This is a genomic window from Rubricoccus marinus, from assembly GCF_002257665.1.
Taxonomy (GTDB): Bacteria; Bacteroidota; Rhodothermia; order Rhodothermales; family Rubricoccaceae; genus Rubricoccus; species Rubricoccus marinus.
This window is the reverse complement of the sequence record NZ_MQWB01000001.1, coordinates 2,791,168-2,817,982: the sequence shown is the minus strand read 5'-3', so window position 1 is coordinate 2,817,982 and position 26,815 is coordinate 2,791,168. Positions and strand designations below refer to the sequence as shown.

Genomic DNA, 26,815 nt, shown 5'->3' with positions numbered 1-26,815 from the left:
CGGCTCGCCAGAGGCCGGGTGGGCGCCGCTGTGGAGGACGGGCTTGGCCACAGGCTCTTGTTACCGAACGGCTTCTGCCTGAAACGATGTGCAGGCAGAGGTGAGAAAATGGGGTTTGGTAACGTCCTGGCTCGTAAGGTGTGAATGCCGGGACGCCCGGCTTCTTCCCCCAGCCATGCCTGTCATGCCCCGTCCGTTTTCCCTGGCCTCCGCCCTTGCGCTGGCTATCGTCGTCTTCGCTGGATCGGTCGCGTCCGCTGCACCCCTCTCCGACGATCCGCCGCCGCTGCGCGTCAGCGTAGAGGACGGCCGCATCGCGTGGACCCCACTCGTTACCGTGGGGCACCTCACGCTCGAGATCTCCGGGCCGGAGGGCATCGTCGTGATGCGGGCATTCGCGGGCGCGGAGACGCCGTCGCTTGACCTCGCGTCACTCGGGCTGCCAGACGGCGAGTACGCCTACCAGGCCGTTCTCTCTGAACTCGACCACGAGCACGAGGTCATCGTCCAGGAAGGGCGGTTCGCGTGGGTGGAGGGCGCCGCGAGCGTTCAGGACGCCGCGATGGTGATCGTCCACGCGCAAGACGTCACGATCCAGGGCAGCCTCTGCGTTGGGGTAGACTGCGCCTCGGCCGAGTCGTTCGGGTTCGACACGCAGCGGTACAAGGAGAACAACCTCCGGATCCACTTCGACGACACGAGCAGCTCCGCCGCATTCCCCCGCAACGACTGGCGCATCCAGATCAACGATTCCGCCAACGGAGGCGCGAGCTACTTCGGCATCGACGACGCGACGGCGGGGACGAGGCCCTTCCGAATCGACGCGGGTGCGGGCGCGAACGCCCTGGTTATCGGGAGCTCGGGCGGCAACGTCGGCCTGGGAACGGCCACCCCCGTTCTCGAACTCCACGTCGCCGACGGCGACACCCCGAGCATCCGGTTGGAGCAGAACGGCACGGCGGGCTGGTCTCCACAGGCGTGGGACATGGCGGGCAACGAGTCCAACTTCTTCGTCCGCGATGTCACCAACGGCTCGGCATTGCCGTTCCGCATCCGTCCCGGAGCGCCCACCAACACGCTCTACATCGCCTCGGGAGGCGACATCGGCTTAGGCACTGCGGCGCCCACAGAGCGGCTCACGGTAGCGGGCAACGGCGCCTTTAGCGGCACGCTCGCCGCCTCTAGCGTGAGCGCCAGCGGGGACTTGAGCGCAGGCGGCGACATCCTGGGAAGTGGACGCCTGGAGCTCTCGGCCGACTACGCGGGCAGCGCTCCGTTCCAGGTAGTGGATACCAACGCCGCGGGCGACCCCGGCGATGACGAGACGCTCCTCACCCTTGACGACGCAGGCAACCTGACCGCGCTGGGGACGGTGAACGGGAGCTCCAGCGTCCACCTCAAAACGGACTTCCTGCCTGTCGACAACGCGCAGATCCTCTCTGCCGTCCGCGAGATCCCGTTGACCACCTGGCGCTACCGCGCCGACGCCGAGAGCGTGCGCCACCTCGGCCCCATGTCCCAGGACTTCCGGGCCGCCTTCGGACTGGGGGTGAACGACACCTCCATCTCTATGGCCGACGCGGACGGCGTCGCGATGGCGTCGATTCAGGCCCTCGCGGCGGAGAACGACGAACTGCGCGAGCGCATCGCCGAGCTTGAGCGCCTCGTCTCCGAACTCGCCGCGCGCGACCAGTAGACATATGAAGCACTTCACATACGCCCTTGCCGGCCTCGCCCTCGCCGTGGTTGCCGCCGCGCCCTCGGCCGACGCCCAGAGGCGCGCACCCTCCGACGCCGACGCCCCCGGAGAGCTCATCCCCGCCGAACGCGTGATCCTCGAAGCCAAACCGTCGTCTGATCAGGACGTCCCGGGCGCTGCACCCCTCCGTCCCACCCTGGCGCGCGACGGCCGGACACTGACTGGCTCGCGAGTGTCGGATCAGGACAAGGCCGCCCCGGGGCCTAGCATCGACCCACGCGCCGTCTATGTCAGCTACGACGCGGGGTTGGACATGGGTCGCGATGGCGCCGTGCCCACCATCACGCGCTTTCAGGCCGTGAACGTCTTCCCTGACGGCCGTGACGCGCCTGTCGCCTCTTCCAAGCGAGAAGCGGACGCCGGTCCAGCTACGGTCACCGCCGACGGCCGCGATCTCAGCGCCCGTCCTGGAACGCCCCTCGCCGACGTGCCCGCCGCCGAGGCGCCTCTGGCGAAGGCCGAGACCGACGAGGCGCCCGCCGCCTCTGGCGAGCGGCCCGTGCTCGGCGCCACCATGCCGAACCCCGTGGGCCAGACGGCGCGGATCACGTTCACGCTCTCGCGAGAGGCCGTGGCCGTTCTCACGCTCTACGACGTGCGCGGACGCGAGGTCTCGTCCCTCTACGAGGGCGTCGCGGCGGCGGGCACGCACCGCGTCACCGTCGACGCCAGCGGCCTCGCGCCCGGCACCTACGTCTACGTGCTCGACGTGGACGGGGAGCGGATGAGCCGCCAACTCCAGGTTGTGCGCTAAGACGACGAGGTAGTACGCGCGTGGTCCGCCACGCCGTATCGCCGGCCCCCACACGCTCTTGATCCCGCCCTCTGTGTTCTCTTTCTGCTCCGCCGACGGCGACCGATTCACCCCTCTGCGTCTCATGCGATCCCTCGTCCTCTTTGTCGCGATGGTCGCGCTGGCCCCCGCCGTGCAGGCGCAGCCGGCGTTCTCCAAAGCCTTCAGCCCCGACGTGATTGGCCCGGGGAGCGTCAGCACGCTCACCTTTACCGTCGACGCCTCTGGCGTGAGCGCGTCGACCCCGGTCACGGACCTCGCGTTCACGGACGTGCTACCTGCCGGCGTCTCGGTCGCCACGCCAGCGGCCGCCTCGACGACGTGTGCCGATGGACGGGCGCTGGCCTCACTGTCCGCGCCTGAAGGAGGGGGCACCATCACGTTTTCGGGCGGCGTGGTGGCAGGAGGGAGCGTGTGCACCGTGACGGTCAACGTGACGGCCTCGGTGCCCAGCACATACACCAACATCTCCGGCGACCTCACGTCAAGCGAGGGCAACAGCGGGACCGCGTCCGACGACCTCACCGTCTCGACGGACCGGCCGGGCTTCAGCAAGAGCTTCTCGCCTGCAACCGTTCCCTTTCAGGGCCGCAGCCGCCTGACGTTCACGATCGACAACAGCGCGAACGCTGGGCAGGTGTTCAACATGAACTTCAGCGATGACCTGCCATCGGGCATGACGATCGCTGACCCCTCAAACGCGGTCTCCACGTGCCCCTCGGGCCTCGCGCCGTTGGACGCAACGCCAGGGGCGAGCCGCATCGCGTACGCTGACTTCACGAACCAGGCCCTGGCCTCTGGCGCGACGTGTACGATCAGCGTGGACGTGATCGGCGGATCGGTCGGCAGCCTGGACAACGTCACGAGCGACCTCACCACTACGTCGGCCTCCACGTTTCAGTCGCTCTCCTCCGGCAGGGCCGGCGCACGCCTCACTGTTGTCACCGGCGCGCTGGCGCTTACGGCGTCCTTTACGGACGACCCGACGCCTCCCGGCGGCACTGTGGGGCTCCAGTTCACGCTGCGCAACCTGAACCGGACCGAGTCTGTGACGAACCTCTCGTTCACGGAAGACCTCGACGCAGCGTTGCCCGGCCTCGCGGCCGTAGACCTCCCGCAGAGCGACGTGTGCGGCGCGGGCTCCCAACTCACCCAGGCCTCTGGCGTGCTCACGCTCACGGGCGGCGTCCTGGCTCCGGAAGGGACCTGCACGTTCGGCGCTACGCTCCAAATTCCGGCCGGCGCCGCTCCGGGCACGTACACCATCTCCACGAGCGCCGTGACGGGCGACGCCGGGTCTCGCCCCGTCGTCGGGCTCGAAGCGTCGGACGACCTCATCGTCTCGTCGGTCCCGCTCCTGACGCAGTCGTTCATCAACGACCCCGCCTCGCCTGGCGCGTCGGTCACGCTGCGGTTCGGCATCACCAACACTAGCGCCACCTCTGGCGCGACGGACCTCGCCTTTACCGACCCGCTCCCATTCCTGGCGATATCCGATGCCGGGCGCCTCACGCTTCCCCCGAACGGTTTCTGCGGGCCCGGCTCCACGATCTTCCCCCAGCAGGCGCCCTCTTCTGGTCCGTTGCAACTCGCCGTGACGGGGGCGAATCTTCCCGCCAGCGGCTCGTGCACGTTCGATGTGGGGATCGAACTCCCGGACACCTTGCCGGGGGGGAGCTACGCCGTCGTATCGAGCCGCATCACGGGAACGGTGGGCGGCGCGAGCGTGAGCGGCGCGCCAGCGGCCGACGACCTAGCGGTCATCGAGACGCCGGTCCTCACCAAAAGCTTCCCCGACAGCCCAGCACGGCCCGGGACCTCGACGCCGCTCCAGTTCACACTCCGCTACGGCGAAGAAGCCCCAGCCGGTGCCACCGCGATCGCCTTTACCGATGACCTCGGCGCTGCGCTGCCGGGCCTCGTGGCCACAGGCCTCCCCGTTTCCGCATGCGGCGGTACGCTCTCCTCCGCCGACGGAGGCAGCACCCTCGCGTACTCTGGCGGCGCCCTCACCGCAGGGGAGGAGTGCACGTTCCGCGTGGACGTGAGCGTGCCCGCCGGGGCTGCGACCGGCACCTACACCAACACCACTGGCCCCGTCACCGCGCAGGTCGGCGGCTCCGCCGTTACGGGGGCGTCGGCCTCTGGCGACCTCTTCGTCTCGCCGGTCCTCTTCTCGAAGGCGTTCGACGGCCCCGTCCTGCCGGGCGGTACGGTCACGCTGGCGTTCACGATTGAGAACGCCAGCGCCTCCGCGGCTCAGGCGAACCTCTTCTTTACGGACAACCTCGGCTCCATGCTGAGCGGCCTGGCCTCGACGAGCGGGACGCTCAACGACGTCTGCGGAAGCGGGTCCAGCATCACTGGCACCACCTTCCTCATCTTTACCGGCGGCACGCTCAATCCGGGCGCGAGCTGCACCTTCGACGTGACGCTCGCCGTCCCCGCTGGAGCCGCTCCGAACACGTACACCAACGTCACGAGCACGCTCAACGGCAGCGGCGGGGCCGTTGCTCAGCCCGCCATCGCGCGGCTGGTCGTCACCGACCCGGCCGCGATCGTACCCGCGTTCTCCAAGGCGTTCTCGCCAGAGGCGATCGAGATCGACGAGAGCAGCACGCTCACGTTCACGATCGACAACGCGGCCTCTGGCGCCGCGGCCACGGCCCTCGCCTTTACCGACAACTTCCCCGCGGGGCTGGTCGTCGCGGCCACGCCAGCGGCGAGCACGACCTGCACCGGCGGGACGCTCACGGCCGTGGCCGGCGCGGGGACGGTCTCGCTCAGCGGCGCGAGCGTTCCGGCTGCGGCAAGCTGTACGGTACGCGTGGATGTCACGTCCGCCGCGGAGGGCGTCTACGACAACACGAGCGGGGCGCTGTCCTCCTCTGCCGGCACGAGCGGCACGGCCAGCGCGACGCTGACGGTGACGCGCCCGAACCTGCTCCTGACCGGACAGCAGGCGTACCGCGCGCTCGCGCTCCCCACCGGAAGCGCCTACGACCAACTCCTCGCGCCGCTGTGGACCCAGGGCTTCGACGGCTCCGACCGGCCCTCTGGCGGTTGCTCCGCGTACACCTATGACGAGACCGCGGCGAGCTTCGAGGGCGGCTACATGTGCCTCACCGATCAGGACGCGACGTGGCCCCGCGGCACGGGCGTCTACGTGTTCGTGTACGAGGACGACAACCTCGATGTCACTGGCATCCAGGGCGGCTTCCCCAAGTCGATCACCGTTCCCAGCCGTGATCTCCCCAACGCCGGGGCGCCGTTTACCTACCCGGGGTCCGTTCTGAGCTACACGAACAACCCCGGCGTGCCGAGCTACCAGGAGGGGTGGAACCTGCTGGGGAACCCTCTCACGGCCGGCATGGACTGGGACGAGACCGTCCGCGGCGGCGGGCTCACGCCGACGATCTACGTCCTCGACCCGAACTACTTCGGGGGGGACTACCGGACGTGGACGGCGGACATCGGGGGGGACTTGCCCGGTGGGGTCGTCCCGGCGTTCCAGGGTTTCTTCGCTAAGGCCGTCGCCGGCTCCCCAACGCTGACGGCGCCGGTGGCCTCGGTCGTGGAGCCGAGTCCAGACGTGTACGGCAAGGGCGCCTCTGGCGCCGAGAAAGCGGCCGACGAGCCCGCGCCGCTCCGCTTCGAGCTCTCGCTAGACGGCTCGGCCGTTTCGGCGACGTTTGTCGCGGTCTCGCCAGAGGCCTCTCTCGGTGAGGACGTGCTCGATGCCATCCGCCTCGCGCCGGTGGCGTGGCCGCGGACGGTGCTGAGCACGCGCGGCGTCGGGTCTGATGTGCCTCTGGCGCTGAACGCGCTGCCCCAGACGGACGGTGAGATCGAGATCCCGCTGGAGATCGCGGCCGAGGGCCACGGCGCGGGCCCACTCTCGCTCCGGCTCGGCTGGACGGGCGCGCTGCCCGAGGGCTGGACGGCCACCCTTCTCGACCGCCAGAGGCAGACGAGCCTCGCGCTGAACGACGGCGGCGAGTACGCCTTCGAGGTGATCGTGCCCGAGGGCGCGAGCGGTCTTCGCCCGGCGGGCCTCGGCCTTCTCGGCCCCACGCCTGACACGCAGGTGTTCGGCGGAGAGTCCGCCGCTGGCGACGCCGTCAGCACCGGCTCGCGCTTCGCGCTCCGCCTCACGCCGGGCTTCGCGACCTCCGGTGCCCCTGAGCCGACGCCGACGACGCTCGCGCTCCTAGCGCCGTCGCCCAACCCCGCGCGAGGCGCCGTGACGCTCGGCTACGCCGTGCCTCTGGCGGCGGACGTCTCCCTCGCCGTCTACGACGCCCTCGGCCGCGATGTCGCCGTGCTCGCCAGAGGCCCGCACGCCGCCGGCCGCCACGAGGCGCGTCTGGACCTGAACGGGCTCGCGCCCGGGGTCTACGTCGCCCGGCTGGTCGCGGGCGACGCGGTGAGCGTGCAGCGGTTTACCGTCGTTCGGTAGAACTGCGGGCCTCTGGCGTGGGACGCCCTCGCCAGAGGCCCGGCTTTGCCGGCTGTCGAAACCGCGGACGCCGTTTGTAGCGTACCGCCCCGATGCCGAGCGCCACCAAACCTTCCGACTGGCTCCTCCCCGCGCTCTGGAGCGCGATGGGCGCCGCCCTCGCGGGCGCGCTCGTGGCGCGGAGTGCCGGGGCTATGGCGGGCGTGCTCGTCGGCGCGGGTGTGTTCGTGCTCGGCATGCTGCTGGGGCTCCGCGGGCCGATGCGCCGCGCTCGGGCCGCCAGCGGAGACTTTCCTGAGGCGTGGCGCGCGTGGGCCGAGGCGCACGTGCCGCTCTACGCCAGAGGCTCGGACGAGGAGCGCGCGCTGTTCGAGGCGCGCGTGCTCGTCGCGCTGGACGGGTGGAGCATCGAGGGCGTGGACGGCGTGGAGATGACTGACGAGCTTCGGCTCATGGTGGCCTCTGGCGCTGGCGTGCTCCTCTGGGGCCGGCCCGAGTGGGACGTGCCCACCGGGCGCTCCATGCTGCTCTACCCCGGCACGTTCGACGACGAGTTCGGGACGGAGGACGCGGGCTCGTTCGACGGCATGGCGCACGCGCAGGGCCCCGTCCTCTTCTCCGCGCCCGCCGTCCGCTCGGGGTGGGCGCGTCAGAACGGCTACAACGTGGTCCTCCACGAACTGGCGCACGTGTTCGACTTCGGCCCCGATGGTGCCGACGGCGCGCCGTCTTTCCTCGACGCCCGCTCGGCCGACGCGTGGCAGGACCTCGTGCATCGCGAGATGCGCCGCGCCGCCAGAGGCGACGGCGTCCTTCGCGCCTACGCCGCCACCAACCCCGCCGAGCTGTTCGCGGTCTCGACCGAGGTCTTCTTCGAGCGCCCCGCGCGTCTCCGCCAGCACCACCCGGAGTTGTTCGAGGCGCTCCGCGCCGTCTACAACGTGACCCCGCCCGACGAGGCGCCGTCTCAACCCTCTGGCGAGAGCCTCATGTCTCGCCGATGGGACTCCACATGATCGGTTTCCTCGCTCAGACCCCCGCCTCCGGCGAGGCTGCAGAACTCGTCCCGCGCCTCGTCGGCCCACTGGGCCAGGTCGCTCCCGTCGTGGGCGCGCTCGCAATCGTGGCGGTGGCCGTGTGGGTCCGCAGGCGCGAGGGCGCCGACCGGGGCCTCTGGCGCCGCCGGCTGCTGCTCTCGGCGGTGTGCATGGCGCTGTGCTCGCTCGCGTTCGTCGCCAGAGGCGTCGAGTCCGTGAGCCGCGCCGGAGCCATCTCGCCCTCCATGATGGGACCGTTGCTGGAGGGCGCGGTCTGGTGGGTCGGCTTCGCGGGCGTGGCGGCGCTGCTGGTCTGGCACCTGCTGGGGGACCGGTAGCCTCTGGCGCCAGAGGCCGGCGTACACGGGGCGCCTACCCGACCGGCCGGCCCCAGACCATGAGCCCGCCGAGGTGCGCGGTGTAGGCCACCAGCACGGCGGGGACCGCGGCCACTACAGCTAGTGCGAGGCGAAGCGCCATCGGGTCTTTTTCGCCCACGTCGGTTGGCTTGGGCAGTTTTCGCAGCCACACGCTCGCGCCGGCGAACAGCGCGAGGGCGCCGAGAGCTGCCCACAGCGTCCACTCCGCAGACGCCTCGTGCGTCTCGATGATGGCCTCTACCATCGGCTCGCCGCGCACGTCGTCCTCCAGCGTCTCTCCGGTTTCCTGCGCCCAGTAGGCGCCCGCGGAGCCGAGGACGAGAAAGATCATCACCGCGTTGCGCCACACGACCGTGCCTCTGGCGGCGTAGACGGCGCCCGCCGCGCCCGCCAGCAGCAGGAGCACAAGCGGGAAGTGGACCGCCAGCGGGTGGAGGTAAGGAATCTCGTACTGCGTCAGGAGGTCCATCGTGGCGTTCCGGGTTCTGGTTCCGCGTTGAAAGGCGCGCGCGAGGCGGAAGGTCCCGCCGCGCGCGAATGGGGAGGGGGACCGGTCCGCACGGGGCTTCTAAACGAGCGGCGTGCCCGTCATGGCCTCTGGCGCACGGAGCCCCATGATCTTGAGGATCGTCGGCGCGATGTCTCCCAGCACGCCATCGCGCACGGATGCAACGCCCGGGGCGATCACGAGGTGCGGGACGGGCACCGTCGTGTGCGCCGTGTGGGGCGTGCCGTCGGGGTTGCGCATCTTGTCCGCGTTGCCGTGGTCGGCGATGACCTCGACGGAGTAGCCGCGCTCCAGCGCCGCCGTGATCACGACCTCGGCGCCGCGAGAGGCCGCCTCGACGGCCCGGACCGCCGCCTCGAACACGCCGGTGTGGCCCACCATGTCCGGGTTCGCGAAGTTGAGCACGACCAGGTCCGGCGCATCGGTTCGGATGGACTCGGCCACGCGAGAGGCCAGCGCCGGCGCGCTCATCTCCGGCTGGAGGTCGTAGGTCGCCACCTTCGGGCTGGGCTCCATGATCCGCGTTTCGCCTTCGAACTGCACCTCGCGGCCCCCATTGAAGAAGAACGTGACGTGCGGGTACTTCTCGGTCTCGGCGGCGCGGAGCTGCGTTTTCCCGGCGCGCGCGATCACGTCGCCGAGAGTGTCCGTGAGGTCCGCTTTCGGGAACGCGACCGGCACGTCGAAGCTCTTGTGGTACGGCGCGAACGTGGCGTAGTGGACCTCTGGCGGCGTCCGCTCGAAACCTCCGAAGGGCGTCTCGATAAAGGCGCGCGTGAGCTGCCGGGCGCGGTCGGCGCGGAAGTTGAAAAACAGCACGGCGTCGCCCGCGGCCACGCGCGGCGCGCCCAGGGTGACAACGGGCTCGGCGAACTCGTCGGTCACGCCGTCCGCGTACTGCGCCGCGAGCGCCGCGATGGGATCGCCAGAGGCCGCGCCGACGCCGTCTACGATCGCGCGGTAGGCCTTTTCCGTCCGCTCCCACCTTTCGTCGCGGTCCATCGCCCAGTAGCGCCCCACCACGGTCCCGATGACGCCGACGCCCGCGGCCTGCATCGCGTCCTGAACGGTTTGGAGGTAGCCCGTTCCGCCCTCTGGGGCGGTGTCGCGTCCGTCGGTAAACGCGTGCAGCACGAGGTCGTCGCCGCTGAGCCCCTCGCGCCGCGCCAGCTCGATCAGCGCCAGCAAGTGCTCCAAGCTGGAGTGCACGCCGCCGTCGCTCACGAGCCCGAAGAGGTGAAGCCGCCCGCCAGAGGCTTTGGCCGCGCGTGCCGCGCCAGTCAGCACGGGGTTCTCGAAAAAGCTCCCGTCCTCAATGCTCTTGTCGATCCGTGTGATCTCCTGGTCCACGATCCGCCCCGCACCCAAGTTGGTGTGGCCCACCTCGGAGTTGCCCATGAGGCCCGTCGGCAAGCCAACGGCGCGGCCAGAGGCTTGGAGCGTCGCGTGCGGGTGCTCGGCGAAGAGGCGGTCCAGGAACGGCGTGTCGGCGGCGTCGATGGCGGAGACGCTGGGGTCCTCGGCGATGCCGTAGCCGTCGAGGATGAGGAGGAGGTGCTTCTGGGACATGTGTGGCGCGGGGGAGACGGGAAGATCGCGCCCGCCAGAGGCCTCTGGCGACTCGGTTTGGGACGGCTACACCCTGGCGCCAGAGGCGAGGCCCCACCGGCCGCTCCCCGCTGGCCCAGAGGTTCAGCCGAAGCGGCGCTCGATCTCGCTCTCCGCGATGCGGATCATCGTGGGCCGCCCGGCGGGGTCCGTAAACGGGTCGCCGCAGGTGAACAGCTTTTCGATGAGCACGCGCGCCGCCAGAGGCTCCAGGATGTCGCCCTCGCGGTAGGCGGAGCGGCGGGCGAGGCTGCGGGCGAGCGTCTCGCGGGAGGAGAGCTGGAGCACGCCCGCGCTTTTGCGGTAGCGGTCCAGCAGGTCGGGCAGCGCCGCGCGCTCGTCGCCGACCGAGACATCGGCGGGGACGCCGCGGACCTCGACGGTGCCTTTGGAGCCCAGAGCAACGTCGAAGCCGAGCGCCTGCAGGTCCGGGAGCAGTTCGTCCAAGAGCGCGCGGTCGTCGGGCGGGAGGTCCAGCGTGTAGGGAAACAGGAGCTGCTGCGTGGCGCCCATGCCGCCTTCGAGCGCCGCGATGGCGGCCTCGTAAAGCACGCGCTCGTGTGCCGCCCGCTGGTCCACGACGAGCAGGCCGCTGGCGACCGGCGTGAGGAGGTAGCGGCCGCGGAACGGCCATACTGTCCGCTCGGGCGACTCTACGACCTCCTCGAACGTCGCCGAGTCCAGGCCTTCCATCAGCGAGCCGTCGGCGCGCGAGGGGATGGGGCCGAGTGGGCCTGTGGCCTGACGGAACGGCCGCGGCGAAGGGGCGGGCCGCGCCTCGCCGGGGAGCGTGGCGTTGGACGGCAGCGAGGCCCCAGAGGGAATGGAGACACCGGATGGCACCGGGCCACCGGGCTCGCGCGGGAGCGCCGTAAACGAGGCGCCCCAATCGCCAGAGGCGATCTCGGAGCCGGCCTCTGGCGTGGGGAGAGGCGGGAGCGATGCCGGTACAGCGCCGGTCTCGGGCGCGAAGGCAGGCATGGGCGGCAGCGCGCTGCCGTCGCCGCCCGAAGGGGCGTCCGCCAGAGGCTCGTCGTAGTGCGCCTGGGGGGCGGTCTGCGCGAGGTCGAGCGCGAGCCCGGCCTCGGAGAGGCCCTTTTTGACGACGGCGCCGACGAAGCTGTACACGCCGCGCTCGTCGTCGAACTTCACCTCGGTCTTGGTCGGGTGGACGTTGACGTCCAGGTGCCGCGGGTCCACGTCCAGGAAAAGCGCGAGGAACGGGTAGCGGCCGTCGGGCAGGAGGGCGCCAAAGGCGCGGGCGGCGGCGTGCTCCAGGCTCCGGCTTTTGACGTAGCGCCCGTTGGCGAACACGTACTGATCGCCGCGCGAGCGCCGCGCCACCTCGGGCGCGCCCACGACGCCGCGGATAGAGAGGTAGCTCGTCGCCTCGGCGACGGGCACGAGCGTGCCCTCATAGCGGCTCCCGAAGAGGTCCGCCACACGCTGCGCCAGCGGCTCCGCGCCCCCAGCCGCGGGCAGGCGGTACACCTCTGTCCCGTCGTGGACCAGGCAGAAGGCGACGGTGGGGTGCGAGAGCGCGAGCGCCTGGAACGTCTCGACGATGTGCTTGAACTCCGTCGCGGGCGTGCGCAGAAAGGCGCGGCGGGCGGGGACGTTGTAGAACAGGTCGCGGACCGAGATCGTCGTCCCGGTCGGGGCGGCGCAGGGCGTGCTCTCCACGATGTCGCCGCCGTGGACGCGGATGCACGTGCCCGCCTCGTCCTGGGCGCGCCGCGTTTTGAGCTCCACGCGTGAGACGGCCGCGATGGAGGCCAGCGCCTCGCCGCGGAAGCCCAGCGTGCGCAGCGTTTCCAGGTCCTCGAAAGCGCGGAGCTTGCTCGTCGCGTGGCGACCAAAGCAGCCTCTGGCGTCCTCGGGGCCCATCCCGCAGCCGTCGTCGGCCACCTGGATAAGCTCGGAGCCCGCCCGCTGGACCGTGAGTTCGATGCTGCCCGCCCCGGCGTCGAGCGCGTTTTCCACCAGCTCCTTGACCGCGTTCGCGGGCCGCTGCACGACCTCACCCGCTGCGATCTTGCTCGCGAGCGTATCCGGCAGCGCGCGGATCAGGCCGTCGCTCGCCGTCTCATCCGTCTCGCCATCGTAGGCGCCAGAGGCTTCGGGAACGGGGGAGGGGTTGGTCACGGAAGGCGGGCCAGTGGGGAGTGGCCAGTGGGGGTGGCGGAGGGCCGGGGCCTCTGGCGAGGCCGGCAAAAAGCTCAGCCCTGACGGCTTGACGCGGCGCCAGAGGCCGCTGCTGACGTGGCTACTTAGCCGCCGAACAGCGCCGAGACCCCTGCTACAGCCCGGCCGAAGACGGCGTCGGCGTTGATGTAGAGGTACAGCGCGAGAACGAGCCCGAGGCCGATGGCGATAAACTGCGGCTGCTTCGTTTTGCGGAACGTGCTCGCGTTGGTCCGCTGGATGCGGACCGAGCGGCGGCGGCGCTTGTCCGCTTCGGGGTCGTGGAACCGGGGCTCGTAGTGATAGCCGCGGGGTTTCGCCTGGCGGCGGCCGATGGTCAGCATGGCGTCGGGAGGCTGGACGGGAAGGTAACCGGAGAGGGCGTGTCCCTGTTGTGTCAGACGCGGTGAAGCGCCCGGGGGTTCGCCTCTGGTGGGGACCGCCGGCGGGCGTCGGCGTTGCTCCCGCGCCTCTAGAGCGCCAACGGGCGGTTCCGCCAGAGGCCGCCCGCTCCTGGGGTGTACGCTCGAGCCCCGCAGGGGCGCCCGTCTCGGCTCGCCAGAGGCCCGGCGCCTAGCGCACGACCGTCAGCGAACGCACAGCCTGGAACGTCTCGCCCACGATCCGCACGGCGTAGACGCCCGCCGCCAGCGGCGCGAGGTCCAGCGCGACGGTGGCCTCTGGCGCCAGCTCGCCGTCGTGCGCGACGACCACCTCGCGGCCGAGCGCGTCGAAAACGCTCACGCGCACGCGTTCCGGGTACGCCAGCGAGATCCGTACGGCGGAGCGCTGCGAGGCAGGGTTGGGCCGCGTGAGCCCGATCTCTGCGCCAGAGGCGCCCGCAGGCTGCGGCGTCCCGGTGGACGGCGCCGGCGTGACGCGGAGCACGAAGCGGGCGCCCGTGGTCGTGGCGGGCTCGGTGGCGGGCGTTTCCTCGCGCTGCAAGCCGCCGTCGAGGCCGAGGGCCGCCTCGGCGCGCTTGAGGGCGAGCTCTACGGGCGGAAGCGTGAACGCGTAGGTGCCGGGAGAGCCGAGTGGCGTCGTCGTGCTGGCCTGCCGGTCGACGAGGACCGCGCCCCAGCCTTCGGGCAGCGCACCGCTCCACGCGAGCGTGAGCGCGAGGTCGACGCGCGCGAAGCCCTTGGCAGCCACCTCCAGCGGGAGCTCGATCTCGCCCTGCGCCTCTGGCGGGAGCGCGTTGAGCGAGAGCGGGAGCGCCCCTCCAGGGGCGCGCGTGGAGAGCACGACCTGGGGCCACGCCAGCGGCCTCAGCCGCGGCGCGTCGGCGGCGTCCAGTCCCAGCGCGGCCTCTGGCGCGACGGCCACAAACGCCGAGGTGAGCGCCTCGCTGCCCCGCCGGACCTCGAAGCGAAGCGGCAGCGGCTCGCCAGAGGCCGTGGCGCCGTACACCCTCGGGCCGGTCACCACCGCCGCCAGAGGCACCTCCAGCGCAGGAGCGGGCGCGACGGCCCTCGCAAAAAAGCCCTGGAAGGGCGGCAGGATGCCACCAGGTAGGTCGCCGCCGACGCCCGCCGTCCACGTCCGCCAGTCGCCGCCGTGGTAGTTGGGGTCCAGCACGTAAACCGTCGGGCTGAGGCCGGTGCGGACGGTCCGGTTCCAGTCCACGGCCTCGCCGAGCGGGTTGCCGAGCAGATTCCAGCCGCGCTCGTGCGCCGGCGCGCCGGCTTGGCCGCCGTAGCTCAGCGGGAACGCAGAAAACGGGGCACCCGCGCCGGGCTCGGACACGGAGAGCAGCTTGGGGAAGCCGCCCTGGACGCCAGAGGCGTTCTGGTCGTCATCGGCGTAGATGTACGCCACCACGCCGCGGCCTCTGGTGAAGGCGGCGTTCTGGCCGGGCAGGCAGGCATAGCCGCTGGCGACGGCGCCCGAGGCCTCGCCAAAGGTGTAGGCCGAGCACGCGGCCTCTGGCGCGTCCGAGCCGGGGAAGCCCTGGGTCCAGAAGCGGCCGAGAAGCTCGTCGTAGGTGCTCCCGGTGGGGAGCGCGAGGGAACGGTAGCCGGCCGCGCCGCTCAGCGAGGCGACGAGTCCGGCGGGCGCGCAGTCCAGCCGCGGAAACGAGAGGCCGTTCGTGCCGTCGGTCACGCGGACGCGCGAGCTCTCGAGAAAGGCCTCGATGTCGTCGGGCGTCACGGCGTCGCCGGATTCGAGGAGGAGCGCGGCGCACCCGGCGGCGTGCGGGCTCGCCATGCTCGTGCCCGAGATCGCGGTCGTGCCCCCGTTGAGGTAGGAGGAGACGATGGCATCGCCGGGGGCGAACACGTCCGTGGTGGCATTGCTCTGCGAGAAGCCGGTCACGTTGTCCTGGTCGTCCGTCGCGCCGACCGAAATCACGTTGCGGATGCAAGCCGGGGCGCCCATCGTGGTCCCGGAGCCGTTGTTGCCCGCGCTCGCGAAGGCGAGCACGCCGCGCTCGCGGAGCCGGTTGACGACCGACGCGCCCGCCATCGTGTACGAGGTGGCGTTGTCGCACTCGCCGGCGAACTGCGCGTCGGTGAGCAGGCTCATGTTGATCAGCCGGACGCCGAGCTGCGGGTTCGCGCTGACGTAGTCCAGCCCGGCCACGATCTCGGAGAAAAAGCGGAAGCCGTTGTCGCCGTTGAGCACTTTCACGATCACGAGATCCGCGCCGGGGGCCACGCCGGGGGCGGAGACGGCCCCGCCAGAGGCCACGATGCCCGCCACGTGCGTGCCGTGCCCGTTGTCGTCCTCGCCCGAGCCGGCGCCCCGTTGCCGGGAGCGGCCGTCCGGGCACTGCCCCGAGCCGTCAGAGGCGCCGTAGCCAAGAAAGCACGCCTCGTCGACGACGCGCCCGGCGAAGTCGGGGTGGTCGGTGTCGATGCCGCTGTCGAGAACGGCGACGGTGACGCCACTCCCGGCGTTGCCCTCGGCGTGGCGCTCGTTGGCGCGGATCCGCGCGACGCTTTCGGCGAGGCCGCCCGAGCCGCCTACGTCGAGGTCGATCCGCAACACGGACGGGTGCGCCGCGAGGGCCGCGAGGGCCTCTGGCGAGGTAAGCGTCAGGGCGAGCGCGGGGACGGTCTCGTACTGGTGGTGCGCGGTGTAGCCGCTGGCGCCGAGCGCGCCCAGCACGGCGCGTTGCAGCACGGCAACCTCGCGCTTGACCGCCGCGAGGTCGGACGGGTCGGCCTGCTTGTATCCCGGCGAGTCCAGCATCACCATGACGCGCGCCTCGCCAGAGGCCCCGAGCGCCGCCGCGACCTCCGGCGAAGCGCGGGCGACCGCCGGATCGGGCGTCTGAGCGTCCGCGGCGGAGGCGAGGCCGCAGAGGCAGAAAAGCGCGCACCACAGCGCCACCGGGCGCAAGGGGGAAGAGGACAAGCGGGGCATAGTCGGGCGGGTCGGGGGGCGGAGCCCGGCCTCTGGCGAGGCCGGCGGGACCGCTGCGGGCGCCCTCGCTCTGCTGGGATCATAACGCCCGCAGGCCGGAACGACCAAGGCATTCCACCGCACACCTGTGCGCAGATCTTGCGGCAGCGCCCGCCAGAGGCCTACCGCCCGAACCCTCCGAAGACCCCCGACGGGAGCGGCTGGTTGACGCGCACGCTGCGCACCACGTACTCCCACTCCAGTGACCCGTTGGTCAGGATGGCCTCGTAAAACCCGACGGCCTCGCGCACGTCCTCCGGCAACGCGTCGATGGCGAGGTCGGGGTCTGGGGCGTCGAGCGCGTCGCGGACGAGGGCGAGCGCGCTTTGCTCCTCTTCGGTAAAGCCCTCGCGGATGGACGGCGCGGCGCCGTAGAGCGTGGCGCGGTAGTGGTGCGGGACGGTGAGGCCTTTGACCTGGCGGAGGTCGCTGCGCTCGAAGGAGAACGTCACCGGCGCCTCGTCGGGCGTTTCGCTGCCGGTCGTGCGCATGAGCACCAGCGTGAGCGTCTCGGCGTCGATCCACATCTCGTAGGTGTCCATGCCCGGCGCCAGAGGCCGCCCGCGCACGCCCGCGATGGTGAGGCCGTGTGCCTCGCGTCCGCCCCAGGTGCGCGCGTGGTACGTGATCTCGTACGGGCCGATGCCGCCCCCTTCTTCGCCGCCGCCCCCGCTACCGGCGGAGAGAAAGCCCAGCATGGACGAGCAAAACGTGTCGCGGTCCACGAACAACTCCGGTCCCACAACTCGGCAGTCCGCCAGGGGCCACTCCTCGGGTGCCGAGGCCTCTGGCGGGGTGACGCGCCAGAAGACCACGCCGCCGTCTAGTTCTACGGTCAGTGTTTGGATGCGCCGGAGGCGGTCGGCCTCCCGGTCGGCGGCGGCGAACAGGAGCGCGTCCGCGAAGCGGTCCACAGAGCCGCCCTGTACGGACGTGGCGCCAGAGGCCGGGGCCGCCGGCAGCGGCTGCGCGCCAGCGCCGACCGCGCTCAGCGCGGCCAGGAAGAGCCCGAACGCGGCCGCCCTCACCGCGCTAGAGGCGACACGCGAAGGGAGTCGACGGTGAACTCGAGCTCTTTCACGCCTTCGTTGAGAAGCTGCCGCTCGCGCTCCAACTCGACCATTGCCTCGCGGCGGGCGGTGGGAGGGAGGAGGCTGATCTGGCGCTCCTTGACGCCCATCTGGCCGCCGCGGAAAATGCGGACCTTCTGGGGGATGAGCTGCAGGAGCCCCTCTTGCCGCTGGCGCACGCGGAACGGCACGCGGATGCCCGGGGCCACCTCGCGGTAATCGTCGTAGATCACGCGTTGGACAAAGGGGATGTCGAGCGTGTCGGCCTTGAAGCGGTGGAAAAGCTCACGGACCTCCAGCGTCTCGACGTCGAGGTAGGCGCGGGCGAGGTGCTCGCGGGTGCCCTCGGCGACGGGGAAGCCCACGTCGGTCGGGTCCGTGGTTTCCAGCACGTAGGAGCGCACGCCCTCGCGCTCTACCGGGCCGGTCAGGCGGGCGTCGCCGAGCGTCTCCGCGAGGTAGCCGCCGACGGGTGGGTAGAAAACGAAGAGGTTCGCGGCCTCCGGGTCGGTAGGGGCGGGCGCCGTGGGGTTGCGCACGAGCGAAAAGACGCGGCCTCTGGCGGAGTCCTCGGTCGCCTCGTAGCGGACGGAGGTGCCCATAGCGAAAACCTCGAAGGACTCCAGGGAGCCCAGGCCGCTGGCGTAGGCCTCGCCGAGACGGCTGGCGACGGTTTCCGGGCTGGCCTCGCCCTCGGGGAGCGGGTCGCCAGAGGTGCCGGAGGTGCAGGCCGCGAGGGCGAGGACAGAAAAGAGGACGAGTGCGCGCACAGGAGCAAGGCGGAAGCGGGCGCGAAAGCTACGCGGGGCCGCGGTGGAGGGAGAGGGGATACGGAGGGGACGCCGCCTCTGGCGCCAGAGGCGCTCGTGCGGATCCACGGGCGCTCCGTGTTCTGCGTCGGATCTTGCAAGCGTCGCCCGTCTCGATCCCGTCGCGCCCGTGTCTGTCTCCCGCTTTCCGCTCCCCGCTACCGTCACCGTGGACGGCGCCGCCTACGCGCCAGAGGCCGTGCTGGAGACGCTCGCGCCGTACGTCACCGAGGCCCGCATGGCGACCATCGAGCGGGTGATCGCGGCTCGGACGTTCTCGGTCCTGCCCGTTCTGGAGCGCGTGCACGATCCGGGCAACGTCAACGCCGTGTTCCGCAGCGCCGAGGGGCTGGGCTACGGCGCCGCCGCGCTCGTGGACCTGCAGGGCGACGCCGGCGCGCTCGTGGAGCAGTACGAGGACGGCGCCGACGACGCCTCGCTCGCCAGCGAGCGCCCCATCCGGCGGCGTCAGAGCCAGGGCGCGCACAAGTGGCTCCACGTCGAAACGCACGCAACGGCCGCGGCCTTTGCCGAGAGCGCCCGCGCCAGAGGCTACCGCATCGCGGTTACCGCCCTGCGTGAGGACGCGGTGCCCATCGGAGACCTGGACTTCAGCGTGCCCACCGCGATCGTCTTCGGCGCGGAGAAGGACGGGGCCTCTGGCGCCATGCTGGACCTCGCAGACGAGGCCGTGCTGCTCCCGCTCGACGGGTTCGTGCAGAGCTACAACGTGTCCGTCGCCGCGGCGCTGGCGCTCTACCACGCGCGGCAGGACCGCATCGCGCGGCTGGGCGCCCACGGCGACCTCACGCCAGAGGAGCGGCAGCTCCTCACCGCGCACTACGTAGCGCGCGGGGTGCCTCTGGCGGCGCCGCTGCTGCGGCAGGCGGCGCGCTAGCCTCTGCCGCCAGAGGCCCGATCTTGCGGCGTGTTCCGCGCCCGCTTTCAGTCAGAACTAGATCGCCTTCGCGCCAGCGACGGCCCCGTCGTCGTCGGCGTCTCCGGCGGCGTGGACTCCACGGTTCTCTGGCGCTCGCTGCACGAAGCCGGCGTGCCGACCGTCGCGGCGCACGTCGATTACGGCCTGCGCGAGGCCTCTGGCGAAGACGCCGCGTTCGTGCGTGCGCTCGGCGCCGAACTCGGCGTGCCGGTCCACGTCCGCGAGGTGACGCTGGGACCGGGCAACCGGCAGGCCCTCGCCAGAGGCGCGCGGTACCGGTTTTTCCGCGAGGTGGCCGAAGGCTCGGGCGCCCAGACTGTCGCCGTGGGCCACACCGCCGACGACCAGGCGGAGACTGTTCTGATGAACCTCATCCGAGGCGCGGGCCTCTCTGGCCTCGCGGGCATGGCCGACGAGGGGCCTCTGGCGACGGCGCCAGAGGCGGGCGCGGCTCAGAAGTGGTCGCGCGGGATTCGGCTGGTCCGCCCGCTGCTCGGATTCGCGCGGCGCGAGGTGGAGGCCGAGGCGCGCGCCAGAGGATGGGCGTGGCGGGAGGACGCCAGCAACGCGACCGATGCCTACCGACGCAACCGCATCCGCCACCACGTGCTGCCATTGCTGGAGGAGGAGGGCGGCCCCAAGACCGTGCTCCGCATCGCTGCCTCGGCGCAGGCCGCCCGCCGCGCCTCTGGCGACGCCGCCGACCGCCTCGCGCGTGTGGGCGAGAGCCGCCCGGACGGTGGCCGCGTGCCGCTGGCGGCGCTCCGCGCGCTGGACGGCCCCGACCGCCTCGCGCTTCTCGCCGAGATGATGCGCGCCTACGCGCCCCAGGCCTCCATCGGCCGCGCGATGCTGGAGGCCATCGAGAAGCTCTTGGACGCCCAGGCGGGCACGCGCGCCGGGGTCGCGCCGGGAACGGAGGTGTGGCGGGACCGCGAGAGCTTGACGGTCACGCGCGCCCAGTCGGCGTGGCTCGGCGCTTCCGTCCGCGTCGGCGAGGCCGTCGAGACGCCGTACGGCACGCTCGCGCTCACGCCTCTGGCGGAGGTGGCGGATGCGTACGATCCCGACCCCAACCGCGAGGTGGTGGATGCGCGCGCGTTCGCGCCAGAGGCCCCCGCATCCCGTATCGCGTATCCCTCCACCCCTCTCACACTGCGCCTCTGGTGCGAGGGCGACCGGATCCGCCCGCTCGGCATGCGCGGCACCAAGCTCGTCTCCGACGTACTCACCGACGCCCGCGTGCCGTCGTCGGAGCGGCGCCAGAGGCTCGTGCTCACCTCTGGCGAGACGGTTCTCTGGGTCGTAGGGCTGCGGCTGGCGCACGAGGCGCGGCTTACGCCCGAGACCGAGGAGGCCGTGGAGATGACGTGGGCCCCGAACGAGCACGCGCCGACGGCGTGAGCGCCGAGGGCGGATTCCTCCTTCGCCAGCGGCGGTTTGCTTGAACGCTCACACTTGGCCCGCGTAGCTTCGCCGACTCCCTCCGGCCCCCGCCATGCCCGTCGCCGCCGCCCCCGAAACCGTCACCTGCCGTGACGAGCGCTTTCGGCTCTACCTCGACGAAGAGGCCATCTCGAACCGCATCGCGGAGCTGGGCGCCCAGATCGACGAGGACTACGCCGAGACGGACACGCCACCGATCTTTATCGGCGTGCTCAACGGCGCCTACATCTTCACCGCCGACCTCATGCGGGCCGTCACGGTGGATTGCGAGGTGGACTTCTACAAGCTCTCCAGCTATGGCGAGGCCAAGGTCTCCAGCGGAACCGTGACGGAGCGCAAAGGCATCGACGCTGATCTCGAAGGCCGCCACGTGATCGTCGTGGAGGACATCGTGGACACGGGCCTCTCCATGCGCTACGTGCTGGACCAGATCAGCGAGAAGAACCCGGCCTCGCTCCGCTCCGCAGCGCTGCTCCGCAAGCCGGACGCGCTCAAGGTGGACGCGCCGGTGGACTACCTCGGCTTCGACATCGACAACCTGTTCGTGATCGGCTACGGCCTGGATTACGGTCAGATCGCGCGCAACCTGCCGGCGGTCTACATCCTGGACGAAGAAGAGGGCGAGTAGCCCTCGCCAGAGGCCTCTGGCGCCCGCGCGGCTCTGTTCGCGCATGGAGGCGAGGGATCAGACGGGAGGGCAGGGGATACTAGGCGTGCCCCTCTCCGACTCCCATCATGTCCCTGACGTCCGCCGCGCCCCTGAAAACGACCCTCGCCTTCCGGCGCCGCGCGAGGTACGTCGTCGCGCTCATAACCGCCGTGGTGGTGGGCCTGCTGGTGCTGTGGGCGACGCGGCAGGCGGTCCTGCTCGTCTTTACAGGCGTCTCGCTCGGCGCGCTGTTCTACTACGCCAGCGAGTGGCTCGCGGAGCGCGTTGGCGGCGCCAGAGGCCTCTGGCTGGGTGTGCTGGTCACGCTGATGCTCGGCGCGTTCGGCCTCGCGGTGATCCTGGGGGCGCCCAACCTGCTGACACAGGCGCGCGGGCTTTTGGACGCTGCGCCCGACGTGCTGAGCGCTACCGAGCGGCGGCTCGGGTTGCCCGATAGCGCGCTCTCCATCCCCAAAGCGTTTGAGGGCCTGACCGGCCGCGCGCTGGGCATCTTTTCGAGCCTCGCGGGCATCGTGACCGGCGTGATCGTGATCCTGGTCGTCGCGGTGTATACCGCGGCGTCGCCTTCGACCTACACCGAGGGGTTCGTGCGGCTCGTGGACCGCGAGCACCAAGCGTTCGTGCGGCGGATTCTGCACCGCATGGGGCGCACGCTGCTCGGTTGGACGCGCGGCGTCGGCATCGCCGTCACGCTGCTGACGATCATCGGCGCCATCGGCCTGAGCGTGATCGGCGTGCCGGGCGCGCTGGCGCTGGCCGTTTTCGCCGGCGCCATGACGGCGATCCCCACGTTCGGCCCCCTTGTCGGCTGGGCCCCCGCCGTCGCCGTCGGCTTCGCCTCGGGCACGACGACCGGGCTGTGGACGCTCGGCCTTGCGGTGGTGGCGCAGCAGGTGGAAGGAAGCTTTATCACGCCCAAAGTCCAGGGCCGCATGGTCTCGGTCCCGCCAGCGGCCATCATCGCGGCGCAGATCGTGCTGGGCTCGCTCGCGGGCTTTCTCGGCATCTTGCTCGCCGTGCCCGTGGCGGGCGTGGCGCTCGTGCTGATGCAAGAGCTGTACATCGGCCCCTTTGTCGAGGGCGAAGGCGCGGACCCGGAGACGCACGAGGCGCCGCCAGAGGCAGACGCGTACGGCGAGGCCTCTGGCGACGACTAACGACGCCGGCCCGCCTCTGGCGCCAGAGGCTAGACGCGCTCGCGGACCTCGATGTGCGTCCAGTCGCCGTGCACGTCCACGGCCGCTTCCAGGCGGGCGCTCGCGCGGAGCACGCGCGGCACCAGGCGCTCGCCGACGCCCAGAACGTCGAGTGCGGCAGCGACGAGCGCCAGAGGCACGAGGATGGTGGCGGCCAGGCCTGCGATCCAGACTTTGGCGGCGTAGGTGATGGCGTCGGAGACGGACTGGGAGCGCGGGGACATGCTGCGGAAAGGAGGGGGAGCGCGCTCTACGGGGCCGTCCCCCCTGTGGGTTGCGCTACCACTCGGAGAGCGTCGTGTCTGGCGTACGCGTGCCTCTGGCGAACCGCGCGCCGTCCAGGGCGGCGCGGGCGCCGCAGTAATGCTGCCGGCAGACGTTGGCCGAGTCGCTCAGCGCCAACGTGTCGGCGGTGACCGTGAGCGCGAGCGTGCACGTGTCCTCGCCGCGGTAGAGGTCCAGCGCCTCGCGCCGGACCCACCGGCCGTTCTCGCGCTCAAACATGCCCCCGACCCCGCACAGGTGCGCGTTTGCCCGGACAAGGTTGGCCGCGACGAACAAGCGCTTGCCGCGCTCGATGAGCACGAGCTCGTCAGTGACCGGCGTCGGCACGAACGTCTCACCGTCGAAGATGCCGACCTCGTGGTCGTGCGTGTAGGTGCCCGTGAGCGGGGCCTCTGGCGCCGAGTGCTCAGGTGATAGCCGCGTGGGGCCACTGGCGCAGGCCGCCAGAGGCAGCGCGAGGAAAAGGGCGAGACGTAGCGACATGAGCAGCGGGGGTGGCGTCCCGAATAAGATGCTCTTCACAGCGCAAACCACGCGCAGCGGACGGGCTTCCTACCGGTACCGCACGGCGGTCCCCGTTGCCACGCGGCGGAGGTTGCCGGATTCCCCGCCGCCGTACGCCTCGAAGCTGACGCGGACGACGGCGTCGGCCCCGGCCTCTCGCGCGGCGTTGCGGAGAGCGGCGATCAGCTCCCGCGTGGTGTCGAACGAGCCGACGGTCAGGATCGCGATCTCCTCGTGTGGCGCGTCGATGTCTCCCGTCGTAACGGGGATCGCTCCGCCGAGCTCCGAGGTCTCCGGCGCCAGAGGCGTCACCTCGACGGAAGGGCCGCTGCACCCGGCGAAGACGAGCGCGGCGAGAAACACGGGGGCGTAGAAACGGGGCATGGGCCAGAGCAGGCGTGTGGGGAGATAGCCGCCGGACCCGCCTCTGGCGTCACGCCGCGTTGGGACTAGCCCACGGGTTGCCCGTGTTCTCGAGGTGCGCGGCGTAGAGCCCTGGGATGGTATCGAGGCTGTAGGCGTCCGTCCACAGCAGGCGGGAGAGGGGCCTTGCCCACGGCTGGAGCGTGCGCAGAAACCACGCGGGCGGCGCCTCGGGCAGAAGCGCTCGGCGGAGCCGGTCGCAGCGTGCGCGGTCCGAAACGCTCCACGTCGGCGGGAGGTCGCCGGGCTTCAGCGGTCCGCGCCAGAAGCCGGGCGCGCGGTAGTCGAAGCCTCTGGCGGAAGGCTCGGGGCGAAGCGCGAGCAGGAGCGCCGCCGCGATCTCGCCAGCGGCCAGGTGCTCGCGCAGAAGGCGCGCCGTGCGCTCGGCGCCAGAGGCCACCCACTCGGCCTGCTCCCGCATGGCCTGGGGCGCGATGTCGCCGATCACGCGGCGGTGCTCCTCGGAGGGCGCGTGGCCCGCGTCGAGGCGGATGTCCAGCGCGTCGGTCCACAGCCGGATCCGAGGGGCGTAGGCGTCCCACGCGCGGAGCTCGCCGTCGAACGCGGCAGTGGCGTCATCCCAGGGCGGAGGCGGTGCAGGCATGTGCGCAAGCTAGCGGGCGCGCCAGCGCCTCTGGTGGCGCGCGCGGGCCGGGATTTCAACGCCAGAGGCTCGGCCGCCGGGCTAGGTTCCGTCCACAGACTCCCCCCGACACCATGCGCTCGTTCGCCCTTTCGTCCGTCCCCCCGCCCGAAGACGGCGACCCCGGCCCCGGCGGCCTGTTCTCGCCAGAGGCGGCCTCTGGCGCCGACGAAAAGCGGGCCGATGAGCTGCTGGAAGGGCTCAACCCGGTGCAGCAGGAGGCCGTCCGCGCAAGCGAAGGCGCGGTCATGATCATCGCCGGGCCGGGCTCGGGCAAGACGCGCACGCTCACGCACCGCATCGCGTACCTCATCGCCGCGCGGAAGGCGTGGCCCTCGCAGATCCTCGCGCTGACGTTCACCAACAAGGCCGCACGCGAGATGCGGACCCGCGTGACCGACCTCGTCGGGCCGGACGCAAAAGGCATGTGGATGGGCACCTTCCACAGCGTGTTCTCCCGCGTGCTCCGCCGCGAGGCCGACAAGATCGGCTTCTCGCGCGACTTCTCGATCTACGACACCGACGACCAGGAGCGCCTCTTGCGCGAGCTCATGCTGCGCCAGGGCGTCGACGCCAAGAAGTACACGCCGCGAAGCATCCGGGGGCGCATCTCCAGCGCCAAAAACCAGATGATGACGCCAGAGGCCTACGCGGCGCTCGCCAACGACCCGTACATGGAGGTCACGGCGCGCCTCTACGGGCCGTACAACCAGCGGCTCCGCAAGGCCAACGCGATGGACTTCGACGACCTGCTCGCGTGGCCCATCCGGCTGTTCGAGCAGCACCCGGACGTGCTCGCGGACTACCAGAGGCGCTGGCGGTACATCCACATCGACGAGTACCAGGACACCAACAAGGCGCAGTACCTCCTCGCGAAACTGCTCGCGGCCGAGCACCAGAACATCTGCGTCGTGGGCGACGACGCCCAGTCCATCTACGCCTTCCGAGGCGCCGATATCGGCAACATCCTCTCGTTCCAGAACGACTACCCGGAGGCGACGACCATCCGCCTGGAGCAGAACTACCGCAGCACGCAGAAAATCGTCCGCTTCGCCGACGCCATCATCAAGGGCAACACGAAGCAGTTGGACAAAAAGCTCTGGACCGAGAACGACGAGGGCGAGCCGGTCCGGCTCATGGAGGCGCTGAGCGAGCGCGACGAGTCGCAAAAGATCGAGCGCACCATCCGCGATCTCCACGTCCGGGGCGGGATTCCGTGGAAACAGTTCGCCGTCCTCTACCGCACGAACGCGCAGAGCCGCTCCATGGAGGAGTCGCTGCGCCGCGGCGGCATCCCCTACCGCATGGTGGGCGGCACGAGCTTCTACCAGCGCAAGGAGATCAAGGACGCGCTGGCATACCTCCGCCTGGCCGTCAACCCGTCAGACGACGCGAGCCTCTTGCGCGTGATCAACACGCCCACGCGCGGGATCGGCGGCAAGACCGTGGACGGGCTCCGGCGCTACGCCGCCGAGCACGGCCTCTCGCTGTGGCAGGCCGCGCAGGAGCCGTCGGATGCCGGGCTCAGCTCCCGCGCCGCCGGCGCCGTCGAGAAGTTCGCGTTCTTGGTCGCGCGCTTTGCGAGCAAAGCGCCGCACACGCCCGCCGACGAGCTCGCGCGGGAGTACATCCAGGAAACCGGCCTGCTCCAGTCCCTGCGCGACGAGAACACGCCCGAGAGCCTGGTCCGGCTGGAGAACATCCACGAGCTGCTCAACGCCGTCGCCGAGTTCGCGCAGGCCGACAGCGACGCGCCCCGCACGCTCAGCGAGTTCCTCCAAGAGGTCTCCCTCGTCTCCGACGTGGACCGGCTGGGCGAGGAGGAGAACCGCGTCACGCTGATGACGCTCCACGCGAGCAAAGGCCTGGAGTTCAAGGTCGTCTTCGTGACCGGCATGGAGGAGGGGCTGTTTCCTCTGGCGAAAGCCGCGCAGGACCCGACCGAACTGGAAGAGGAGCGGCGCCTGTTCTACGTCGGCGCCACGCGCGCCGAGGAGATCCTGTACCTCTCCTACGCCCGTACGCGCTACCGTTACGGAGAGTCCACGTCCGCCGTCCGCTCCCGCTTCCTGGACGAGCTAGACGGCGACGACCTCATGCGCACCGAGTCCGGCGCCCGCTTCGCGCCGCGCAAGGACCGCTTCCAACTGCCCGATGACGACGGTGCGCAGGGCGGCTACCGCGTGGAGTACGACGCCGACGGCGGCTACTCCTACGAGTCCACGCCCGCCCAGCGCCGGGCCGCCAAAAGCGGCTATGAGCAGATGGACCCGCACTACTACCGCACCAGCCTCCGGCCGGACGCCGCGAAGCCCGCGCGCAAGAAGAAGGCCTCTGGCGGCGAGCGCAGCGTGGAGTACGAGCCCGGCGTGGCGCCAGAGGCGGCCGGCAGCGACGTGGTCCCCGGCGTGAAGGTGGTCCACGGCACGTTCGGCGAGGGCAAGGTCATCGCCATCGAGGGCAAGGGCGAGCGCGCCGCTGCGACCGTCCACTTCCCGCGCGTGGGGCAGAAAAAGCTCAAGCTGAAGTTTGCACGCCTCCGCGTGATCGGGTAGCGCAAGAGGCTTCTGGCGCGAGGAAGAGGGAACGGGGCGAGCGGTCGTCCCACCCTTGTTCTCCTGCCGAGAGGCTTTGTCCGCGGCCCGGGGATCGCGCCGGCGCCAGAGGCTTAGCTGCGGCCGACGCCCCTCTGG

Annotated in this window: 21 protein-coding genes; 10 read left to right on the top strand and 11 right to left on the bottom strand. The window is 71.1% G+C overall.

Annotation, left to right across the window (positions count from 1 at the left end):
* The first annotated feature begins 184 nt into the window (after window positions 1–184).
* The 5 genes from BSZ36_RS11840 (at window position 185) to BSZ36_RS11820 (ending at window position 8,386) form a co-directional block, all read left to right on the top strand.
* A complete protein-coding gene (locus tag BSZ36_RS11840; protein ID WP_179271162.1) occupies window positions 185–1,696 on the top strand; it encodes a tail fiber domain-containing protein in 1,512 nt (503 codons plus the stop codon).
* A 4-nt stretch (window positions 1,697–1,700) separates the two neighbouring features.
* On the top strand, window positions 1,701–2,513 hold the full coding sequence (locus tag BSZ36_RS11835; RefSeq protein WP_094549200.1) for a T9SS type A sorting domain-containing protein: 813 nt from the start codon (window positions 1,701–1,703) through the stop codon (window positions 2,511–2,513).
* Between the two features lie 124 nt (window positions 2,514–2,637).
* Entirely contained in the window at window positions 2,638–7,011 is a 4,374-nt protein-coding gene (locus BSZ36_RS11830; RefSeq protein ID WP_143536880.1) for a DUF7933 domain-containing protein, read from the top strand.
* A 92-nt stretch (window positions 7,012–7,103) separates the two neighbouring features.
* On the top strand, window positions 7,104–8,027 hold the full coding sequence (locus BSZ36_RS11825; protein ID WP_094549196.1) for a M90 family metallopeptidase: 924 nt from the start codon (window positions 7,104–7,106) through the stop codon (window positions 8,025–8,027).
* Window positions 8,024–8,386, top strand: coding sequence for a hypothetical protein (locus BSZ36_RS11820; protein WP_094549194.1), 363 nt, complete (start codon window positions 8,024–8,026; stop codon window positions 8,384–8,386). Before BSZ36_RS11825 ends, BSZ36_RS11820 begins: the two co-directional genes overlap by 4 nt.
* 34 nt (window positions 8,387–8,420) lie before the next feature.
* Here the strand turns inward: BSZ36_RS11820 and BSZ36_RS11815 are convergent, their stop codons facing one another.
* The 7 genes from BSZ36_RS11815 to BSZ36_RS11785 form a co-directional block, all read right to left on the bottom strand.
* Window positions 8,421–8,897: a DUF2231 domain-containing protein gene (locus tag BSZ36_RS11815; protein WP_094549192.1), complete on the bottom strand. Its 477-nt coding sequence runs from the start codon at window positions 8,895–8,897 to the stop codon at window positions 8,421–8,423.
* A gap of 99 nt (window positions 8,898–8,996) precedes the next feature.
* Window positions 8,997–10,505 (bottom strand): 2,3-bisphosphoglycerate-independent phosphoglycerate mutase, encoded by a 1,509-nt coding sequence (gpmI, locus tag BSZ36_RS11810; protein WP_094549190.1) that lies wholly within the window; start codon window positions 10,503–10,505, stop codon window positions 8,997–8,999.
* Between the two features lie 123 nt (window positions 10,506–10,628).
* Window positions 10,629–12,689 carry a DNA mismatch repair endonuclease MutL gene (gene mutL, locus BSZ36_RS11805; protein WP_094549188.1) on the bottom strand — a complete coding sequence of 687 codons (2,061 nt, stop codon included), beginning with the start codon at window positions 12,687–12,689 and terminating at the stop codon, window positions 10,629–10,631.
* A gap of 125 nt (window positions 12,690–12,814) precedes the next feature.
* On the bottom strand, window positions 12,815–13,072 hold the full coding sequence (locus tag BSZ36_RS11800) for a hypothetical protein (RefSeq protein WP_094549186.1): 258 nt from the start codon (window positions 13,070–13,072) through the stop codon (window positions 12,815–12,817).
* Between the two features lie 229 nt (window positions 13,073–13,301).
* Window positions 13,302–16,097 (bottom strand): S8 family serine peptidase, encoded by a 2,796-nt coding sequence (locus tag BSZ36_RS11795; protein WP_094549184.1) that lies wholly within the window; start codon window positions 16,095–16,097, stop codon window positions 13,302–13,304.
* A gap of 161 nt (window positions 16,098–16,258) precedes the next feature.
* Window positions 16,259–17,164, bottom strand: coding sequence for a hypothetical protein (locus BSZ36_RS11790; protein WP_094549182.1), 906 nt, complete (start codon window positions 17,162–17,164; stop codon window positions 16,259–16,261).
* Entirely contained in the window at window positions 17,161–17,976 is an 816-nt protein-coding gene (locus BSZ36_RS11785; protein WP_094549180.1) for a hypothetical protein, read from the bottom strand. Before BSZ36_RS11785 ends, BSZ36_RS11790 begins: the two co-directional genes overlap by 4 nt.
* Before the next feature lie 169 nt (window positions 17,977–18,145).
* Here BSZ36_RS11785 and BSZ36_RS11780 point away from each other — a divergent pair, with 169 nt between their 5' ends.
* The 4 genes from BSZ36_RS11780 (at window position 18,146) to BSZ36_RS11765 (ending at window position 22,228) form a co-directional block, all read left to right on the top strand.
* Complete coding sequence (locus BSZ36_RS11780) at window positions 18,146–18,913, top strand: TrmH family RNA methyltransferase (RefSeq protein ID WP_094549178.1); 768 nt, start codon at window positions 18,146–18,148, stop codon at window positions 18,911–18,913.
* Window positions 18,914–18,943: 30 nt separating this feature from the next.
* Window positions 18,944–20,359 (top strand): tRNA lysidine(34) synthetase TilS, encoded by a 1,416-nt coding sequence (gene tilS, locus BSZ36_RS11775; RefSeq protein ID WP_094549176.1) that lies wholly within the window; start codon window positions 18,944–18,946, stop codon window positions 20,357–20,359.
* Window positions 20,360–20,453: 94 nt separating this feature from the next.
* Complete coding sequence (gene hpt, locus BSZ36_RS11770) at window positions 20,454–21,029, top strand: hypoxanthine phosphoribosyltransferase (RefSeq protein WP_094549174.1); 576 nt, start codon at window positions 20,454–20,456, stop codon at window positions 21,027–21,029.
* Window positions 21,030–21,136: 107 nt separating this feature from the next.
* Window positions 21,137–22,228, top strand: a complete 1,092-nt coding sequence (locus BSZ36_RS11765) for an AI-2E family transporter (RefSeq protein WP_094549172.1) — start codon at window positions 21,137–21,139, stop codon at window positions 22,226–22,228.
* 29 nt (window positions 22,229–22,257) lie between these two features.
* Here BSZ36_RS11765 and BSZ36_RS11760 read toward each other — a convergent pair whose 3' ends face one another.
* Genes BSZ36_RS11760 through BSZ36_RS11745 form a run of 4 tightly spaced genes read right to left on the bottom strand, consistent with a single transcriptional unit; the run spans window position 22,258 to window position 24,083 of the window.
* Window positions 22,258–22,491, bottom strand: a complete 234-nt coding sequence (locus BSZ36_RS11760; RefSeq protein WP_094549169.1) for a hypothetical protein — start codon at window positions 22,489–22,491, stop codon at window positions 22,258–22,260.
* Window positions 22,492–22,546: 55 nt separating this feature from the next.
* Window positions 22,547–23,074 carry a hypothetical protein gene (locus tag BSZ36_RS11755; RefSeq protein WP_143536879.1) on the bottom strand — a complete coding sequence of 176 codons (528 nt, stop codon included), beginning with the start codon at window positions 23,072–23,074 and terminating at the stop codon, window positions 22,547–22,549.
* A 30-nt stretch (window positions 23,075–23,104) separates the two neighbouring features.
* Window positions 23,105–23,440 (bottom strand): heavy metal-binding domain-containing protein, encoded by a 336-nt coding sequence (locus BSZ36_RS11750; RefSeq protein WP_094549165.1) that lies wholly within the window; start codon window positions 23,438–23,440, stop codon window positions 23,105–23,107.
* Window positions 23,441–23,489: 49 nt separating this feature from the next.
* The gene (locus BSZ36_RS11745; RefSeq protein ID WP_094549163.1) at window positions 23,490–24,083 is read right to left on the bottom strand and encodes a hypothetical protein; all 594 of its coding nucleotides are present in this window, start codon (window positions 24,081–24,083) and stop codon (window positions 23,490–23,492) included.
* 113 nt (window positions 24,084–24,196) lie between these two features.
* On the opposite strand from BSZ36_RS11745, the gene BSZ36_RS11740 reads away from it, so the two are divergent.
* Window positions 24,197–26,677: an ATP-dependent helicase gene (locus tag BSZ36_RS11740; protein WP_094549161.1), complete on the top strand. Its 2,481-nt coding sequence runs from the start codon at window positions 24,197–24,199 to the stop codon at window positions 26,675–26,677.
* The last annotated feature ends 138 nt before the right edge of the window (window positions 26,678–26,815 follow it).